This is a genomic window from Blautia hydrogenotrophica DSM 10507, from assembly GCF_034356035.1.
Classification (GTDB): domain Bacteria; phylum Bacillota; class Clostridia; order Lachnospirales; family Lachnospiraceae; genus Blautia_A; species Blautia_A hydrogenotrophica.
In genome coordinates this window covers 2,165,674-2,184,052 of record NZ_CP136423.1, presented here as the reverse complement: position 1 = coordinate 2,184,052, position 18,379 = coordinate 2,165,674, and the positions used below count along the sequence as shown (strand labels likewise).

Annotated in this window: 16 protein-coding genes; 14 read left to right on the top strand and 2 right to left on the bottom strand. The window is 45.2% G+C overall.

Annotated features, from left to right (window positions below; genetic code table 11):
- The first annotated feature begins 70 nt into the window (after nucleotides 1–70).
- The 3 genes from rny to xerD all read left to right on the top strand — a co-directional run bounded on the left by rny (nucleotide 71) and on the right by xerD (nucleotide 3,614).
- Nucleotides 71–1,573, top strand: a complete 1,503-nt coding sequence (rny, locus tag BLHYD_RS10190; protein ID WP_416387550.1) for a ribonuclease Y — start codon at nucleotides 71–73, stop codon at nucleotides 1,571–1,573.
- 158 nt (nucleotides 1,574–1,731) lie between these two features.
- Nucleotides 1,732–2,334, top strand: coding sequence for a stage II sporulation protein M (locus BLHYD_RS10185; RefSeq protein WP_005948502.1), 603 nt, complete (start codon nucleotides 1,732–1,734; stop codon nucleotides 2,332–2,334).
- A 395-nt stretch (nucleotides 2,335–2,729) separates the two neighbouring features.
- The gene (gene xerD / locus BLHYD_RS10180; protein ID WP_005948507.1) at nucleotides 2,730–3,614 is read left to right on the top strand and encodes a site-specific tyrosine recombinase XerD; all 885 of its coding nucleotides are present in this window, start codon (nucleotides 2,730–2,732) and stop codon (nucleotides 3,612–3,614) included.
- 419 nt (nucleotides 3,615–4,033) lie between these two features.
- Here the strand turns inward: xerD and BLHYD_RS10175 are convergent, their stop codons facing one another.
- Nucleotides 4,034–5,386, bottom strand: a complete 1,353-nt coding sequence (locus BLHYD_RS10175; protein WP_040350554.1) for a putative polysaccharide biosynthesis protein — start codon at nucleotides 5,384–5,386, stop codon at nucleotides 4,034–4,036.
- 186 nt (nucleotides 5,387–5,572) lie between these two features.
- Between BLHYD_RS10175 and BLHYD_RS10170 the strand changes: the two genes are divergently transcribed.
- From BLHYD_RS10170 to BLHYD_RS10150, 5 genes are read left to right on the top strand one after another with little or no spacing between them, the layout of a single operon-like run.
- Nucleotides 5,573–6,001, top strand: a complete 429-nt coding sequence (locus tag BLHYD_RS10170) for an RrF2 family transcriptional regulator (RefSeq protein WP_005948512.1) — start codon at nucleotides 5,573–5,575, stop codon at nucleotides 5,999–6,001.
- A gap of 25 nt (nucleotides 6,002–6,026) precedes the next feature.
- Nucleotides 6,027–7,211, top strand: a complete 1,185-nt coding sequence (gene nifS / locus BLHYD_RS10165) for a cysteine desulfurase NifS (RefSeq protein ID WP_005948517.1) — start codon at nucleotides 6,027–6,029, stop codon at nucleotides 7,209–7,211.
- A gap of 24 nt (nucleotides 7,212–7,235) precedes the next feature.
- A complete protein-coding gene (gene nifU / locus BLHYD_RS10160; protein WP_005948518.1) occupies nucleotides 7,236–7,679 on the top strand; it encodes a Fe-S cluster assembly scaffold protein NifU in 444 nt (147 codons plus the stop codon).
- Nucleotides 7,679–8,767: a tRNA 2-thiouridine(34) synthase MnmA gene (gene mnmA / locus BLHYD_RS10155; RefSeq protein WP_005948520.1), complete on the top strand. Its 1,089-nt coding sequence runs from the start codon at nucleotides 7,679–7,681 to the stop codon at nucleotides 8,765–8,767. Before nifU ends, mnmA begins: the two co-directional genes overlap by 1 nt.
- A gap of 28 nt (nucleotides 8,768–8,795) precedes the next feature.
- Nucleotides 8,796–11,303 carry an HAD-IC family P-type ATPase gene (locus tag BLHYD_RS10150; RefSeq protein ID WP_040350555.1) on the top strand — a complete coding sequence of 836 codons (2,508 nt, stop codon included), beginning with the start codon at nucleotides 8,796–8,798 and terminating at the stop codon, nucleotides 11,301–11,303.
- A gap of 289 nt (nucleotides 11,304–11,592) precedes the next feature.
- Here BLHYD_RS10150 and BLHYD_RS10145 read toward each other — a convergent pair whose 3' ends face one another.
- On the bottom strand, nucleotides 11,593–12,417 hold the full coding sequence (locus tag BLHYD_RS10145) for a histidinol-phosphatase HisJ family protein (RefSeq protein ID WP_005948526.1): 825 nt from the start codon (nucleotides 12,415–12,417) through the stop codon (nucleotides 11,593–11,595).
- A 554-nt stretch (nucleotides 12,418–12,971) separates the two neighbouring features.
- Between BLHYD_RS10145 and gap the strand changes: the two genes are divergently transcribed.
- The 6 genes from gap (at nucleotide 12,972) to BLHYD_RS10115 (ending at nucleotide 18,379) form a co-directional block, all read left to right on the top strand.
- Nucleotides 12,972–13,985: a type I glyceraldehyde-3-phosphate dehydrogenase gene (gene gap / locus BLHYD_RS10140; protein ID WP_021845653.1), complete on the top strand. Its 1,014-nt coding sequence runs from the start codon at nucleotides 12,972–12,974 to the stop codon at nucleotides 13,983–13,985.
- Nucleotides 13,986–14,211: 226 nt separating this feature from the next.
- Entirely contained in the window at nucleotides 14,212–15,417 is a 1,206-nt protein-coding gene (locus BLHYD_RS10135; RefSeq protein WP_005948534.1) for a phosphoglycerate kinase, read from the top strand.
- A 20-nt stretch (nucleotides 15,418–15,437) separates the two neighbouring features.
- The gene (tpiA, locus tag BLHYD_RS10130) at nucleotides 15,438–16,187 is read left to right on the top strand and encodes a triose-phosphate isomerase (protein WP_005948536.1); all 750 of its coding nucleotides are present in this window, start codon (nucleotides 15,438–15,440) and stop codon (nucleotides 16,185–16,187) included.
- A 148-nt stretch (nucleotides 16,188–16,335) separates the two neighbouring features.
- Nucleotides 16,336–16,833, top strand: coding sequence for a flavodoxin family protein BilS (bilS, locus tag BLHYD_RS10125; protein WP_040350580.1), 498 nt, complete (start codon nucleotides 16,336–16,338; stop codon nucleotides 16,831–16,833).
- Between the two features lie 310 nt (nucleotides 16,834–17,143).
- Complete coding sequence (locus BLHYD_RS10120; RefSeq protein ID WP_005948538.1) at nucleotides 17,144–17,518, top strand: GntR family transcriptional regulator; 375 nt, start codon at nucleotides 17,144–17,146, stop codon at nucleotides 17,516–17,518.
- A 3-nt stretch (nucleotides 17,519–17,521) separates the two neighbouring features.
- Nucleotides 17,522–18,379, top strand: coding sequence for an ABC transporter ATP-binding protein (locus tag BLHYD_RS10115; RefSeq protein ID WP_005948539.1), 858 nt, complete (start codon nucleotides 17,522–17,524; stop codon nucleotides 18,377–18,379).

Below are 18,379 nucleotides of genomic sequence, written 5' to 3'. Positions count from 1 at the left end.
TTAATAAGGAGGTGCTCCTGTGGCAAGTGTAATCATTGCAATTGTCGCTGTAGTTGCGCTACTTATTGCAATCCCTGTAACCTATAAGGTGGCGATCGATAACAAGACGAAGAAGGATGCGGAAGTTATTGGTACGGCTGAGGAGAAAGCAAGAAGCATCATAGACGAAGCCTTGAAAGCAGCAGACTCTAAGAAAAGAGAAGCTCTTTTGGAAGTAAAAGAGGAATCTCTGCGCACCCGCAATGAACTGGAAAAAGAGACGAAAGAACGTAGAGCTGAATTACAGAAATATGAAAAGCGGGTGTTGTCTAAGGAAGAAGCGGTGGACAAGAAGGCTGACGTGATTGAAAAGCGGGAAGCGGAATGTACAGCAAGAATAGCTGATTTGCAAAAGAAAGAAAAACGCGTAGGCGAGCTTGAAGAACAAGGAGTACGGGAACTGGAAAGAATTTCAGGTCTTACCTCCGAACAAGCAAAAGAACAATTGTTAAAATCTGTAGAAGACGACGTAAAAGTTGATGTTGCGAAGCTCTATAAAGAATTGGAGGGCCGAGCAAAGGAAGAAGCAAACAAGAAAGCCAAAGAGTATGTAGTGACTGCTATTCAGAAATGTGCCGTAGACCATGTTTCTGAGACAACCATTTCGGTAGTTCAGCTTCCGAGCGATGAGATGAAAGGGCGAATTATCGGAAGGGAAGGAAGGAATATTCGGACGTTGGAGACGCTGACAGGTGTCGATTTGATTATTGATGACACACCGGAGGCGGTGGTCCTGTCGGGATTTGATCCGATTCGGAGAGAAATTGCACGTATCGCACTGGAAAAATTAATTGTTGATGGACGTATCCACCCCGCACGTATTGAGGAAATGGTGGAGAAGGCTCAAAAAGAAGTGGAAGCGATGATCCGTGAAGAAGGAGAAAACGCAGCCATTGATGTTGGAGTACATGGCATTCATCCGGAATTGATTCGACTCTTAGGTAGAATGAAGTTCCGGTCCAGTTATGGACAGAATGCGTTGAAACATTCCATAGAAGTTGCCCAGTTGTCCGGCCTGTTGGCAGGAGAGATTGGGGTTGATGTACGTATGGCAAAACGCGCTGGTCTGCTCCATGATATTGGAAAATCTATCGACCACGAGGTTGAGGGATCTCATATTCAGATCGGTGTTGACTTATGTAAGAAATATAAAGAATCTCCTCTTATCATCAATGCAGTGGCGGCACATCATGGAGATTGTGAGCCAGAGTCATTGATTGCATGTATCGTTCAAGCGGCGGATGCCATTTCCGCGGCAAGACCGGGTGCAAGAAGAGAGACCTTGGAGACATATACAAACAGATTAAAACAGTTGGAAGATATCACCAATCAATTTAAGGGTGTGGATAAGTCTTTTGCTATTCAGGCAGGTAGAGAGGTCCGCGTAATGGTGGTTCCAGATCACATCAACGATGCAGATATGGTATTGTTAGCGAGGGATATCGCGAAGCAGATCGAGGCAGAGTTGGAGTATCCGGGACAGATTAAGGTGAATGTGATTCGGGAGAGCCGTGTTGTGGACTATGCGAAATAAAATGTTCTTAAGCTAGCGATTATGGAAAAGCTGAATGCTCAGAATAGAGTGTTCAGCTTTTTTGCGTTGTTATGGAAAAGCCTTTTTCACGCCAAGCTGCCGCACAAAGTGTTCTGTGACAAGCTAGGGAAAGCATAGATTCCTAAGAGGTGAATAAAATGGAGAATCGGAAAATATCTGTCTGGAAGTTTACGCCAGAATTCTTTTTGGTGTTGTTTTTAGCGGCATTTGGAGTGGGGGTTGTGGGAGCGAATCTGTTCTGGGAGCCTTATCTACAGCAAGGGAATGTGCTGGGGATTTACATGCTATTTCAGCTGTCCAAAGAAGAATTATCGACAAAGGAGTATTTTTTCTATATTTTAAAGTACCGGGGAGGATGGCTGTTTATGTGTCTGTTGGGAAGCTTTTCTGTTTGGGGGCTGCCCTTGGCAATATTAACGGTTCTGATTCTTGGTTTGTTCTTGGGAGGCATCTTAGCGTTGGCAGTTCTTCAGTTTGGAGTGTCCGGGATGGCAGGTGGTGCAGCTTTGTTTCTGCCCCAGGGACTTTGCTATTTACCCGCAACTATATTTCTGATGGGGGAACTTGCCCGCAAATCTGCGTCTCATCTACGTTTTCAGGGAAAAGTTAAAAAGATCAGCCAAAATCCGTTGTTGGTGGTGGCACTGTGTCTAGGAGGATATATACTAGGGATTCTGCTGGAAAGTTATGTGAATCCTATTTTTTTGAACTTTGTATTGGAAAAAATTAAGATTTTTTGAGAAGCAGAATACTAAATCTTGTGTTGGGAAATGTAGGGAGGGCGACATATGGTATTTCATGCCGAAAGCCTTGATTTTACAGGGGTTTTCAGGAAAAAAACGATTGATTTTCTGGCGAAATCTGCGTATAATAATTTTTATCAGAGGAAGAAACAGTCGATAAAACGGCAATTTTAAACGTTACTGTTCACTCATTTGCAGTTCGTGAGTAGTAACACGTTTCGCGATGCACACAAACTGCTGCGAATAGTAGTTTGGCGAGAATATACGCGGGATTTTTGTACAAAATATACAAAAACACCTTGCAGGTTATTGAAGGTCTGAACTGTAACTCTTAAGCAATCTTTTGGATGATGAATTGCTTTTAAATTTTGAGAAATAAGGTATGGGCACAGATGAAAAATGCAATTCGTGAGTTTATCACTTATCTACATAACATTAAACAGACATCTAACAACACGGAAATCTCTTATGAGAGAGATTTGAATAAAATGGCAGCCTATCTGGAGAGACAGGGGGTGTATAATCCCTTGAAGGTTACAGAGACGGACTTAAATGGATATCTCAGTTATTTGAGAAGAAATAAGTTCGCAGCGTCTACGATATCCAGAAGCGTAGCTTCAATACGAGCATTTTATCAATTTTTATTCAGAGCCCACCAGATAGTACAGGACCCTTCAGAAAATCTGAAGCCTCCGAAAGTGGAGAAGAAAACCCCTGAGATCTTGACCGTGGAAGAAGTGGATTTGTTGCTGAGACAGCCTTCTTTGGATACGGCAAAGGGGCTGAGAGACAAGGCGATGCTGGAGTTGCTCTATGCGACTGGGATGCGTGTCAGCGAGCTCATGCACTTAAAAGTATCGGATGTGAATTTGAATCTAGGATATGTGGATTGCAGTGAAGGTGCCAGAGAGCGGGTGATTCCTTTTGGAAATGTGTGTAAAAGAGCTTTGGTTCAGTACTTAGAACAAGGCAGAGAGGCTTTCCAGAGGAAAGGGGAGACGGATATCTTGTTTCCCAATTGCTCCGGAAAGATGATGAGTCGCCAGGGTTTTTGGAAAGTTTTAAAAGGATATGCGTCTGCGGCAGGAATTACGACGGACATTACACCCCATACTCTGAGACATTCTTTTGCGGCTCATATGCTGCAAAATGGAGCGGATATTAAGAGTTTACAAGAAATGTTGGGGCACTCAGATATCTCGACGACACAGATGTATTTGAATCTAAATATGAACAGAATGAGAGATGTGTATATGCAGGCACATCCAAGAAGATAAAATGGGAGGCTGCGCGCCGGTTGTTTTTTACAGCCGGTTCGTGGCTTTTTCATTGCATAGGAAACTTTGTTCTCTATGCAATAAAAAGCCCTCCGGGCAAGATGCACACGCCGCAATGAGGAATTTCATCGCGAGACGGTGTTGCGGCGGCGCGCAAAGTGGGACGCGCCCCTCAAAGATTGAGGGGGAGTTGAAGTGGGCTTGCCCACTTTATTCTATTCTAGGAAAAACCTTGTCACGTGGATGTATGAAAGATCTTTCTTATCACAGAAATGCGCCGCTAAGGATGCGCACGCTGCAATGAGGAATTTCACCGCGAGGCGGTGTAGCGACGGCGCGCAAAGTGGGACGCGTCCCTCAAGACTGAGGGGAAGGAGAAGCTAAAGAGAGCGTGCCCCTTTGTTTTGTGATAGGAAAGGCTATTTGTTCAGACGCAGAGGCAGAAGGCGAAAATTAATCTGGACTATGCGGTTTAGGGCGTGGAGATGCAGAAAAGTGACAAGGACTTCTCCGGCTAAAAGTCCCCACAGGTATCCTTGAATACTGTATCTGGGAATGATCCAGATTACACTGGCAATTCGCAGGGTGATTCCTAGTATACTGTGGATCAGAGAAGTGCCGGTTTTACCCAGACCGTTTAAAACACTGTTCAAAGTCCCATTGAGATAGAGAAAGGGACATACGAAGGCTAAGGTTTGGATAAAAGAGCCAGCTAATTCGTTATGGAATAAGAAATTTCCGATAAAGGTTCCAAACACTGCAAAAAATGCGGTGCAGAGAAATCCCAGGAGAAGGCAGCATTGAACAGTGAGTTCAATGGTTTTTTGGATTTGCTTTTTCTGCCCGAGAGCTTGTTGCTGAGCGATGGAGGGAAGCAGCATTACAGAGATAGAATTGGTCACAGCACTGGGGAATAAGATCATAGGCAAAGCCATTCCAGTGAGAACACCATAGATGCTTAAAGCTGTGGAGGAGGTATAGCCGAAGATCAGCAGCCGGGAGGGGATTAAGATAGCCTCCGCAGATGCGAGAAAGGTCATGATTAGGCGGTTCGTAGTTAGAGGGAGGTACATTCCCATAAGCCGTCTTAGATGTCCGAATGGTTCTTGGATGGGAAAGAGCAGCAATTTGCTTTTCTGATGATTCCAGAGAAGGAAGAAGAGGCAAAATAAGACGACACACAGTTCACTGGTAAAGATGCCAATGACGGCTATCCAGGCGGTAGGTTCTTGTCCTCGGGACAAAAGGAAACTATAGGCAAGATAAGCAGTTGCCACACGGACGAACTGTTCTAAAAGCTGACTGGCTGCGGGTATTCCTGTCTTTTTTTGCGCATAGAAGTAACCATTGATACAATTGTGCAGTGCGCACAGTGGCAAAGACCAGGACATTAGACACAACAAAGACTCAGTCCTGGGTTCTCCTAAGAAAACAGATGAGAGGAAGGAAGCGTTTTCACGGATGACCCAGGAAACTAAGCAGGCAAAGAGCACGGAGACTCCGGTGCCTACCAGAAAGATATCATGCGCTCCTTTTAAATCTTTTACGGCGAACCGACTGGCTACAAAACGGGAGATCGCGGTGGACATTCCCATGACGGTGAGGGCGAGACAGAGTGCTTGGACGGGAAAGACGAGCTGGTAGATTCCGAGGCCCTCTGCACCAATGGTGTGAGAGAGGAATATTCTATAGAAGAAACCAATAAGCCGGCTTAGGAAACCGGTGGCAGTGAGGATGATAGTTCCCCATAACAGTTGTTTTTTTTGTCCCATGACTTTTACCTTACCCAATGAACAGTTAGCTGCCATTTACAGAGAATGGGATGAAAAATGCAAATGGCGATAACTGATATATTTTGTTAAGTATATTCGCATAATCCTCTTGACAGAACTTGGAAAGAATGTTACAGTAAAAATGAAATCACAGTAAAATACTCGGAAATAAGAAGAGGATGAGATATGAAGTTATCTACAAAGGGGAGGTATGGTCTACGAGCTATGGTGGACTTGGCAGTTCACAGCGAAACAGGACCTGTCTCGATTCAGAGTATTGCGAACAGACAGGATATATCTGTCAGTTATTTGGAACAATTGGTAGGCAAGATGCGAAGAGCAGGTCTGGTGACCAGTGTGCGAGGAGCGACGGGAGGGTATCGTCTAGCGAAATCCCCTTCTGAAATTTCTGTGGGAGATGTGCTGCGGGCTCTAGAAGGGACACTGGATGCAGTAGACTGTCCGGGTAATTTGGAGGTCTCTACCTGTAAAGCATCTCAAAAATGCGTTACAAAGTATGTCTGGAAAAAGATTAATGAGAGCATCAGCCAGGCTGTGGACACGATTATGATTGAACAGTTGGTTCAGGAAAGCAAAAAAGTAAACGGACTATAAAAAGAAAAGGTCAGGAGTGAAAAATATGAGTAAACGAATTTATCTGGATAATGCGGCAACCACAAAGACAGCTACGGAGGTAGTGGAAGCGATGCTTCCGTATTTTACGGAGAACTATGGAAATCCTTCGAGTGTCTATGATCTCGCGGCAACCAGTAAGGAGGCAATCACAAAAGCTAGGGAACAGATTGCGGCGGTGATTGGGGCAGAACCGAAAGAGATTTATTTTACCGCAGGAGGTACCGAGGCAGATAACTGGGCTTTGGAGGCCACCTATGAGCTGTTGTGTAAAAAAGGAAACCATATTATCACGACTAAAATTGAACATCACGCAATTTTGCATACCTGTGAGTATTTAGAAAAAAACAGAGGAGCAAGAGTGACCTATCTAGACGTGGATGAGAATGGCATCGTCAAATTGGAAGATCTAGAAAAAGCGATTACACCGGAGACAATACTAATTTCTGTGATGTTTGCGAATAATGAAATTGGAAGCATCCAGCCAATCAAAGAGATTGGACAGATTGCGAAAGAGCATGGAATTTATTTTCACACGGATGCGGTTCAGGCATTTGGGCAGGTGCCGATTGACGTGGACGAGTATCATATTGATATGCTCAGTTCCAGCGCTCATAAGATTAACGGTCCCAAAGGCATCGGTTTTCTCTATATTAGAAAAGGAGTGAAAATCCGTTCCTTCATTCATGGAGGTGCCCAGGAAAGAAAACGCCGCGCGGGTACAGAGAACGTGCCAGGAATTGTAGGATATGGAGCGGCGGCCGAGAGAGCGGCTAGGACCATGCAGGAGCGCACCGAAGTGGAGAGAAAGCTGCGGGATTACCTGATTGAGAGGATTACGAAAGAGATTCCTTATTGCCGCTTAAACGGTGATCCGGTAAAGAGACTTCCGAACAATGTAAATATCAGCTTTCAGTTTATTGAAGGCGAGTCTTTGTTGATCTTTCTGGATGGAGCCGGGATCTGTGCTTCCAGCGGTTCCGCCTGCACGTCTGGTTCTCTGGACCCATCTCATGTACTGCTGGCGATAGGGCTTCCCCATGAGATTGCCCATGGTTCCCTTCGTCTGACTCTCAGTGAGGAGACAACGAAGGAAGATTTGGACTATGTAGTTGAGAAATTAAAGGAGATTGTCGCGAGACTTCGAGACATGTCTCCGTTGTATGAAGATTTTATGAAAAAGAATAAATAATGGAAAACACAGGAGGAAGAAACGATGTATAGTGATAAAGTGATGGACCATTTCCAAAATCCGAGAAACGTAGGTGAGATTGAGGATGCCAGCGGTGTTGGCACTGTAGGAAATGCAAAATGTGGAGATATTATGAGAATTTATCTGGATATTGATGAGAATCAGGTGATTCGTGATTGTAAATTTAAGACATTTGGATGCGGAGCAGCTGTGGCTACCAGCAGCATGGCGACAGAGCTGGTAAAAGGAAAAAATATTCAGGAAGCTCTTCAGGTGACAAATAAAGCTGTTATGGAAGCTCTGGACGGACTTCCGCCCGTGAAGGTGCACTGTTCCTTGCTGGCAGAAGAGGCAATTCACGCTGCCCTGTGGGATTACGCGGAAAAACACGGGATTAAGATCGAAGGACTTTCAAAACCTAAGTCCGATATCCATGAGGGTGAAGAGGAAGAAGAGGAAGAGTATTGATGACGAGAAAAAGAGTTGTAATAGGAATGTCCGGAGGAGTGGATTCCTCCGTGGCAGCCTATTTGCTGAAGAAAGCAGGCTACGAGGTTTTGGGTGTGACGATGAAGACTTGGACTCCCGTCTCAGAGTCTGCCGATGACCCAGGCTTGGGTGGCAGTCCTGAAGTGATTGAAGATGCGAAGGAGGTTGCACGGGCGCTGGGGATTTCTTATTATGTTGTAGATTTTCAGAGAGATTTCTCTGATTATGTGGTAGATTATTTTACGCAGGAATATTTGGAAGGTAGAACCCCCAACCCCTGTGTTGTGTGCAATAGATATGTAAAGTGGGAGGCTTTGCTGAATAAGGCGAAGGAGCTGGGAGCAGACTATATTGCAACGGGGCATTATGCTCGGATTGTCTGTCTCGAGAATGGCAGATATGCTTTGAAAACCTGTGAGGTGTCGGCGAAAGATCAGACGTATGCCCTGTACAATCTCACACAGGCTCAGTTAGCCCACACGTTGATGCCGGTAGGCGATTATAATAAGGAAGAAATTCGAGAGATAGCCTCAAAGATCGGGCTTCCGGTGGCGGACAAGCCTGACAGTCAGGAAATCTGTTTTATACCAGATCATGACTACGCCAATTTTATCCGGCAAAGAACAGGAAAAGAAGTCTGTCAAGGAAATTTTGTGACGGCTGGCGGTACGGTGGTTGGTCAGCACAGAGGAATCATACATTATACTATTGGCCAGCGCAAAGGGTTGAATCTTTCTATGGGTCGTCCGGTTTTTGTGACGGAAATTCGGCCAAAGACGAATGAGGTGGTGATCGGAGACGCGCAGGAAGTGTTCGCGTCTGCTTTGCGGTGTACAAAAATAAATTATATGGGAATCGAGAAATTTGAAGAAGGGATGGAACTTCTCGCGAAAATTCGTTATAATCATAAGGGAGCCCCTTGTTGGATTGAGAAGGTTCTTCCTGATGGGGACGTGATCTGTCGTTTTGCGCAGCCGCAAAGAGCGATCACACCTGGGCAGGCAGTTGTCTTTTACCAGGAAGGCTATGTGGCAGCAGGAGGCACAATCGTTACTGCGGTCAAATAAATGATAACGGCAAATAGGAATGGTGAAAATGACGGGACTTACAAGTGAACAGATTCAAAAAAGAATAGAAGCTGGTCAGGTCAACATCAGCGATTCTCCGAATACAAGAACATATAAACAGATCATCCGTGAAAATACATTGACTTTTTTTAACTTTCTGAATGTGGTTTTGCTGGTTCTGGTATTGGTTGTAGGTTCTTACAAGAACAGTATGTTCATGGGAATTATTATCATCAATACAGTCATTGGAATTGTACAGGAAGTCAGGGCGAAGAAAACCATAGACAAGCTTGCGATTCTCACAGCAAATAAAGCGGTAGTCTTAAGGGATGGAAAAAAATGGTCGATTTCCACGGAAGAGCTGGTGCTCGACGATGTGATATTTCTCAAAAGTGGCGACCAGGTACCGGCAGATGCCGTTGTCCTCGAGGGCAGCGTGGAAGTGAATGAATCGTTGTTGACCGGTGAGGCGGACAATCTGGTAAAGACAGTGAAAGACGAGCTGTTTTCCGGGAGCTTTGTGACAGCCGGCGAAGCTTGCTGTCAAGTGATACATGTAGGGAAGGATAACTATGCCTCCCAGATTACCAAAGAGGCAAAAGAGTTCAAGAAGCATAATTCAGAGCTTCGAAACGCGCTGAATAAGATCTTGAAAGTCATCAGTATCATTATTCTTCCATTGGGAATTATGCTGTTTTATAAGCAGTTCTACATGGTAGGAGATTCCTTTAAAAATTCTGTTGTAAGCACAGTGGCGGCTGTGCTTGGAATGATTCCAGAAGGGCTAGTACTGCTTACCAGTGTGGCTCTGACTTTGGGAGCGCTTTCTCTTGCAAAACGCAAAACCTTGGTTCAAGAATTGTATTGTATTGAGACGTTGGCGCGGGTGGATACTCTGTGTCTGGACAAAACCGGAACTATTACAGAGGGAAGCATGTGCGTGGAGCAGGTGATTTTGCTGGAACCGGCGGATTTTCAGGAGGATTGTCAAAAGGAAGAGTCTGAAAAAGTAAATCTGAAGAAAAAAGAGTCTCAAGAAATTGAGACCCAAGAAATAGAAGATGCTGTGAAGGAGGACGTGCCGGACAAGGAAAGGGAGGACGTTCGAAAGGGCATGAGCATGGATGAGCTAAATCATGTGATGCAGAATCTCATGGGGGTTTTGAGCGATTCCAATGCGACAGCAGACGCTCTCAGAGAGCACTTCAGACCGGTCAGAGAATTTACTTTGGACCATGCAGTTCCATTTTCGTCGGAGAGAAAATACAGCGGTGCCTGCTTCGAGGGTAGGGGAACCTATCTGATGGGAGCGGTTCAGTTTTTGTTTCCAAAAAGAAATAAAAAACTGGATGAGATTTGCCAGGAATACGCGGGAAAAGGCTATCGGCTTTTGGTTTTGGCACACAGTTCTCAGACTGCAGATGGGACAAAACTGCCTCAAGGGTTGTTGCCGTGTGCGGTGATTTTGCTCACGGATGTCATTCGTCAGGAAGCACCTGAAACTCTGGCATTTTTTGACAGCCAGGGAGTTGATTTAAAAGTGATTTCAGGGGATGATCCTGTGACCGTGTCAGCGATTGCCAAGAAGGCAGGGCTAAAGAATGCGGAACGCTATGTGGATGCGACGAAGATCAGCAGTCCCCAGGAGATGGAACGGGCAGTAGCTGAGTGCAGTGTATTTGGTCGAGTAACGCCGCAGCAGAAAAAGGAAATGGTTCTGGCGCTGAAAAAGCAAGGACACACGGTTGCCATGACTGGTGACGGTGTCAATGATGTTCTGGCGTTAAAAGAATCAGACTGTAGCATTGCGATGGCTTCTGGAAGTGATGCTGCAAAGAATATTGCCAACGTGGTGCTGCTGGACTCCAATTTTGGAGCGATGCCTCATATCGTAAATCAGGGGCGAAAGGTGGTCAACAACATACGGACGGCCGCGTCTATGTTTCTGATTAAAACAATTTTCTCGGTCTGCCTGTCGCTGCTTACCATCTTTTTCGGGGAGGCATATCCCTTTGAGCCGATACAGATGTCTCTGATCAGTGCCTGCGCGGTGGGAATTCCGACCTTTTTGCTAGCTCAGGAATTTAATTACGAGCGCATAGATAAGACATTTTTACGCCATGTGTTTATGAATGCCTTTCCAGCTGCGGTGACGATCACTGCCTGTGTCTTTGTAGTGATGCTGGTCTGTCAGGATGTGTATCATTCCAATGCGATGCTGAATACCGCCTGTGTCTTGGTTACAGGGTGGAACTATATGGCTGCGTTGAAGACCGTTTATTCGCCGCTGACACGTTTTAGAAAAGTGATTATCTATGGTATGCAGCTTATATTCTTTGGCTGCGCTTTGATTTTACAGAAGCTTTTGAATTTGAGAGCTCTGGAATTTGGCATGATTATTTTGGTGTTTATGCTGATGATTTTTTCGCCTGTGGTGATTGATGCGATTACTTCCCTGCTGAGGAAAATGTATCTAAGATCAATGGAACGCGGAAAAGAGAAAAAGCAGGGGAAACTCAGAAAATTTATAAGATGAGAATAGGCATCTGTGGACCCAAAATGGGATGTATCAGGAATAGCTTTCAGGATACATCCCATTTTTTTATGTGATAGGAAAGAACCTGTCAGGCTAATGCGTAAAAGCCCTTTTTTATCACGTAAACGCTCCACTATGGATGCGCAACCGCAATGAGAAATTCCCCGTTTAGCGGTGTTGCGGCGGTGCGCAAAGTGGGACGTTCCCCTCAAAGATTGAGGGGAGGGAAATGGAAGAGGACTTGCCCACTTTGTCCGGTATTTCCCATACAGTGGTGCAGGTATTTTGACTAAAGCGGCAAAAAGACAGGGGTACGCTGACGAAAAATTGTATAATGAGTGAAACCGCAGCTTTTGAGAATCTCTGAGATTTTTGGAAATTCGTAAGCTAGATACTCAGGGCTGTGGGCATCAGAGCCGATGGTGATGATTTTGCCGCCTAGCTGGTGGTATCTGCGTATGATTTCCTCGCAAGGATTTGGCTGTCCAAGGCCGTATTTTAAGCCTCCACTATTTACTTCCATACCGATACCCTTTTGAATCAAGGTCTTTAGAATTTGATCGAGAACTTCTCCGTACATTTCATAGGTATAGTTTTTGTTTCGGTTTGGACCATAGCGGACGACATAGTCGATATGCCCGTAGGTGTCAATGTCCGAGAAGGCATCGAGGTTTTCTAAAATCGAAGTGAAATAGAGGGTGTAGGCTTCTCGTTCGCCTCGATTCTGAAAAAAGCTGGAAGTGTAGTAGGGGTCTTCGCCGCGGGCAGTGTGGGAAGAGCCGATGACGAAATCAAAGGGATGTTTTTTTAATAGTTGAGAATGAGCATCTTTAAGATGAGGCTGAAGTCCTAGTTCAATGCCGAAGAGCAGCTCAATTTGGTGTTGATACTTGTCTCTCAGCGTCAAAAAAGTCTGTCGGTAACTGTCGTCGTCTAGGGAAAAATCCACAAAGTCTTCTGGATGGTAGGGATAGTCTAGATCTAGATGTTCTGTGAAGCACATGTGGTGAAGTCCTTTTTGAATTCCTGCCTGTATCATAGCTTCCATTGGTGTCTCGCTGTCGCCGGAAAAAGAAGAGTGAAGATGAATATCGCTTAGAATTTTTGTCTGCATAATTTGTATACTCCTGTTTTCTGTGAATGTGGAATGCTATCTAAATGAAGCAGTATGGTCGCATTCCTCGCCCATTATATCACAAATTTGATAAGAAGTAACTATTCAGCCATGCGACTGATAGAAGGAAAAGTAACAGACAACCTGATACTGTCCCGCGAGGCGTCCCGCTGCATTTGCAGCGGGATCCCGAGGACTGCAGGCGCCAGACGGAGAGAATCGCAGTCTGTGTGCATGCAGTCGTGACAGTGAAGCCGAAAGGCTGATGTGTTACGAGCAAAAATCCGGAACAAGCTTGTTTGCAGAGGAGTTTTACTCTTATCAGGCATATGGCGCTTAGCCATAAGCGAGGATTTCGCCGCATATGCGGCGATATAAGCTGCGCAGCAGCTAATCCGAGCTGTTATGGCTGAATAGTTACGTTAAAAAGGAGATTTTTTGAAATTGGTCTTGAATTTTTTTACAAATTTGGTTACAATAGCATACAGGTTGAAGCTATCCCTGCATATTTTGTGCCGGGAAAAAAATATCAATCATCATAGGAGGAATTTAACATGGCAGTAAAAGTTGCAATCAATGGATTTGGACGTATCGGACGTCTTGCATTCAGACAGATGTTCGGAGCTGAGGGTTATGAAGTAGTTGCGATCAACGACCTGACCTCCCCGAAAATGCTGGCTCATTTATTGAAATATGACTCTACACAGGGTAGATATGCACTAGCTGACAAGGTATCCGCTGGTGAGGATTCTATTATCGTTGACGGAAAAGAGATCAAAATCTATGCGAAAGCAGACGCTTCTGAGCTTCCATGGGGCGAAATTGGCGTAGATGTTGTTCTGGAGTGTACTGGATTCTACACCTCCAAGGACAAAGCTGCCGCTCATATCAAAGCAGGCGCTAAGAAAGTTGTCATTTCTGCACCAGCAGGTAACGATCTGCCAACTATCGTTTACAATGTAAACCATGATAAATTGACAAAAGAAGACAATATCATTTCTGCAGCTTCTTGTACTACAAACTGTCTGGCTCCGATGGCAAAGGCTCTGAACGACCTGGCACCAATCAAATCTGGTATTATGTGCACCATTCATGCGTACACTGGAGATCAGATGACTCTGGACGGACCTCAGAGAAAAGGTGATCTGAGAAGATCTCGTGCGGCAGCTGTTAACATTGTTCCGAACAGCACAGGTGCTGCAAAAGCGATCGGTCTGGTTATCCCAGAGCTGAATGGAAAGCTGATCGGTTCCGCACAGCGTGTTCCGACTCCTACTGGTTCTACTACAATTCTGACAGCAGTTGTAGAGGGAAATGTGACTGTAGAACAGGTAAATGCAGCGATGAAAGCCGCAGCAAATGAATCTTTTGGTTACAATGAGGATGAGATCGTATCCAGCGATATCATCGGAATGAAATATGGTTCTCTGTTTGATGCTACTCAGACCATGGTGTTGCCTTTGGATAATGGAACTACTGAGGTTCAGGTTATCTCCTGGTATGACAATGAGAATTCTTACACCAGCCAGATGGTGAGAACAATCAAGCACTTCGGAACATTACTGTAATTATAGACTCATTAAGGGTCCGGTCGTATATGGACCGGACCTTTCTTATGTAATAGGAAAGATCTTGTCATGCTAGTGCGTGAAAGCCCATTCCTATAACATAAATACTCCGTAGGATCGTACTACGGCGGAGACGAAAATGTTGTTGACGTAACCCGCCGCAGGCGGAGAATCCTGGGAGGCAGGATTCTTTTTTATTATTCTAGAACATGCAGGAGGAATAGACATGCTCAATAAGAAGTCAGTAGATGATATCAATGTGAAAGGCAAGAAAGTCCTGGTTCGCTGCGATTTTAATGTGCCGTTAAAAGATGGGAAAATTACCGACGAAAACCGTCTGGTAGCCGCGCTGCCTACGATTAAAAAACTGGTTGCTGACGGCGGTAAGGTAATTCTGTGTTCCCATTTAGGGAAACCGAAAGGAGAGCCGAAGCCAGAATTGTCTCTGGCACCGGTGGCGGTGCGCCTGTCAGAACTGCTTGGACAGGAAGTAAAATTTGCGGCAGACCCTGAGGTGGTGGGAGCAAATGCAAAAGCGGCTGTAGAAGGTATGAAGGACGGGGACGTGGTTCTTTTGGAGAACACCCGTTACCGCGCAGAGGAGACTAAGAATGGAGAGGCGTTCAGCAAAGAGCTGGCTTCTCTGTGTGAAGTGTTTGTGAATGATGCTTTTGGAACGGCACACAGAGCACACTGTTCCAACGTGGGCGTGACTGAGTACGTGGACACCGCAGTGGTTGGCTATTTGATGCAGAAGGAAATTGATTTCCTGGGAAATGCTGTGGAGAATCCGACACGTCCATTTGTGGCTATTTTAGGAGGCGCAAAAGTCGCTGATAAGTTGAATGTGATCTCAAATCTGCTGGAGAAATGCGATACTCTGATTATCGGTGGCGGAATGGCATATACGTTCCTGAAAGCTCAGGGAAAAGAGATTGGAAAGTCTCTGGTGGATGATAGCAAGATCGACTATTGTAAGGAAATGATGGAGAAGGCAAAGAAGTTGGGCAAGAAACTTCTTCTGCCGGTAGACACAACGGTTGCGGCTGATTTCCCGAATCCGATTGATGCTCCAATTGAAGTCTCAGTAGTTTCTGTGGATGCAATTCCAGCAGACATGGAGGGTATGGATATTGGAACAGAGACCGCGAAATTGTATGCAGATGCTGTGAAATCTGCGAAGACAGTAGTTTGGAATGGACCGATGGGGGTATTTGAAAACCCGATTTTAGCAGCAGGTACGATCGCGGTAGCAAAAGCTTTGGCTGAGACAGATGCAACTACGATTATCGGCGGTGGTGATTCAGCCGCTGCGGTGAATCAGTTGGGCTTCGGAGATAAGATGAGCCATATTTCTACAGGCGGCGGCGCTTCTTTGGAATTCCTGGAAGGAAAAGAGCTGCCCGGTGTAGCAGCTGCAAATGACAAATAATTATAAGGAGAGATAAAACCATGGCAAGAAAGAAAATTATCGCAGGAAACTGGAAAATGAATATGACTCCTAGTGAGGCAGTGGAGCTGGTAAACACACTGAAACCTCTGGTAGCTAACGATGAGGTGGATGTGGTATTCTGTGTGCCGGCAATTGATATTATTCCGGTTATGGAAGCTGCGAAAGGTTCTAATATTCAGGTGGGAGCAGAGAACATGTATTTTGAGGAGAAAGGTGCGTATACAGGAGAGATTTCTCCGGCTATGCTCACTGATGTGGGAGTGAAGTATGTGGTTCTCGGACATTCTGAGAGAAGAGAGTATTTCGCTGAGACTAGCGAGACAGTTAACAAAAAAATGCTGAAGGCATTTGAGCATGGAATTACTCCGATTATGTGTTGCGGCGAGACTCTGACCCAGAGAGAGCAGGGTGTGACGATGGATTTCATTCGCCAGCAGGTTAAAATTGGATTCCAGGGCGTAACGGCAGACCAGGCAAAGAGCGCAGTCATTGCTTATGAGCCAATCTGGGCGATTGGAACTGGAAAAACTGCGACAACAGAGCAGGCCCAGGAAGTATGTGCGGGTATCCGTGCTTGCATCGCTGAGATCTATGATGAGGCTACAGCAGAAGCTATCCGCATTCAGTACGGCGGATCTGTGAATGCTGCCACTGCTCCGGAGCTGTTTGCGCAGCCGGATATCGATGGCGGTTTGGTAGGCGGAGCTGCCCTGAAACCAGATTTTGGAAAGATTGTGAATTATAAGTAATAAAATATGTGTAAAAGGGGTCTCGTCTCTGGCGGTAAAATAGCCGGAAGGCGGGCCTTTTCATATAATGGGAAAGTCTTTTCCTATCGAGATTGAGGGGACAAAGGAACGGAAGCGGGTTTGCCTGTTATTGAATTTGGAGGAGATTATGAAATACGCAGTTGTTTATAAGAGTTTAACGGGAAATACGGAGCTTTTGGCGGAAGCGGTGCGAAGTGAGTTGGGAGACGCATGTGTCTATTTTGGTGAGCCAGATGCCAAAGCTCTGGACGCGGATGTGATTTTTCTAGGATTTTGGACAGACAAGGGGACTTGTGAGGAGAGCTTGAAAAGTTTTTTGGGAGCTCTGCACGGCAAGAGAGTCGAGCTGTTTGGGACTGCTGGATTCGGAAAAGACTCATCCTATTATGAGAAGATATTGGAAGCCGTGAAAGCAGAGGTGCCCAAAGGCAATCTGGTTGGAGCAGGCTATATGTGTCAGGGAAAAATGGGACAGAGAGTAAGAAAAAAATATGAAGAAATGCTGAAGGAGGACCCTGAAAATAGGACCGCTCAGATGTTGATTGAAAATTTTGACCAAGCATCCTCGCATCCAGATGACAAGGATGTGGAGAATTTGGTAAATTGGGTGAAAGCGTGTCGGTAGAAAGACAGATGCCGGGATATATGGTGAGACATGTATCCCGGCATTTTTCGTGTTGTAGGAAAGACCTTGTCACGATAATGAGTGAAAGCTATAATGCGTACGCTGTAATAAGGTAGTTCATCGCAAAGAGGCGTTGCGGCGGCATTCAAAGTGAGCTTCGCTCTCAAAAATTGAGGGATGGAGAGTTGAAGTGGGTTTGTCCACTTTGTTCCTATAAGCTGATCAGTATAAAGTGAGTTGACAGCTTACATATAATGTAATATAATGTACATGTTTAATAAGTACACTAAAGCACAATAGGAGGGGTTTTGTGGAGATTGTTATAAGCAACAGCACGAGCAAACCCATTTATGAACAAATTACGTCGCAGATCAAGGAAATGATTATGAATGGAGAACTGAAGACGGGAGACCCGATTCCATCCATGCGTTCTCTTGCGAGAACGATTCATGTGAGTGTGATCACTGTTCAAAAGGCGTATGAAGATCTGCAAAGAGATGGGTTTATTGAGACGACTGTGGGGCGAGGGAGCTTTGTCGCGGCCAGGAATAAAGAGTTCATTCAGGAGGAACAGCGAAAAAAAATTGAGGAGCATCTGTTGATTGCTGCTGAGACAGCCCGCGTAAATGGCATAAAGTTGGAAAAGCTTGTGGAATTACTGAAACTTTTTTATATGGAGGATTAGACGATGAACTATGGTATAGAAGTAGAGAACCTGACAAAGATATATCCAAACTTTAAATTGGATTCGGTTACTTTTCAGGTACCGCAGGGGAGCATCATGGGACTTGTCGGTGAGAACGGCGCGGGAAAGACTACGACAATCAGTGCGATGTTAAATATGATTCAGACAGATAGCGGAGAAATCCGTATCATGGGAAAGAAAATGACAGATGAGGATGTGGAACTTAGGGAGGAGATAGGGGTTGTTTTTGACACTGTAAACTTTTCGCCTGAGCTGACTGCATGCAGGCTGTCAAAGGTGTTCTCGGAAATTTATAAAAATTGGGATGAGAGAGGCTATCGGGAACGCCTGGAACAATTGAAGATTCCCTCAGATAAAAAAATCGGAAAGTTTTCCCGTGGGATGACGATGAAACTGTCGATTGCGGTGGCGCTCTCGCACGGGGCTAAAATTTTGATTTTGGATGAAGCGACCTCTGGATTAGACCCCATCGTGAGAGAAGAGATCTTAGATTTATTTTTAGAATTTGTGGAAGATGAGAAGCGCACCGTTTTGATTTCGTCTCATATCACCAGTGATCTGGAAAAAGTGGCGGATTACATTACATTTATGCATCAGGGTAAAGTGGTGCTTGTGGAGAGAAAAGATATCCTGATCTATGAGTATGGCATTGCGCGGTGCCGGGAAAGGGAATTTATGGAATTGGAAAAGACGGAATATCTCGCCTACAGGAAAAGAGGACTTCAGACAGATGTGTTGGTTAGTGACAGAAAGAAGTTTCAGGCACGACACAGCCAGATTCTCGTTGACCAGGCGGGGATTGATGAGATTATGCTGCTGATTGTGAAAGGGGAGAGATAA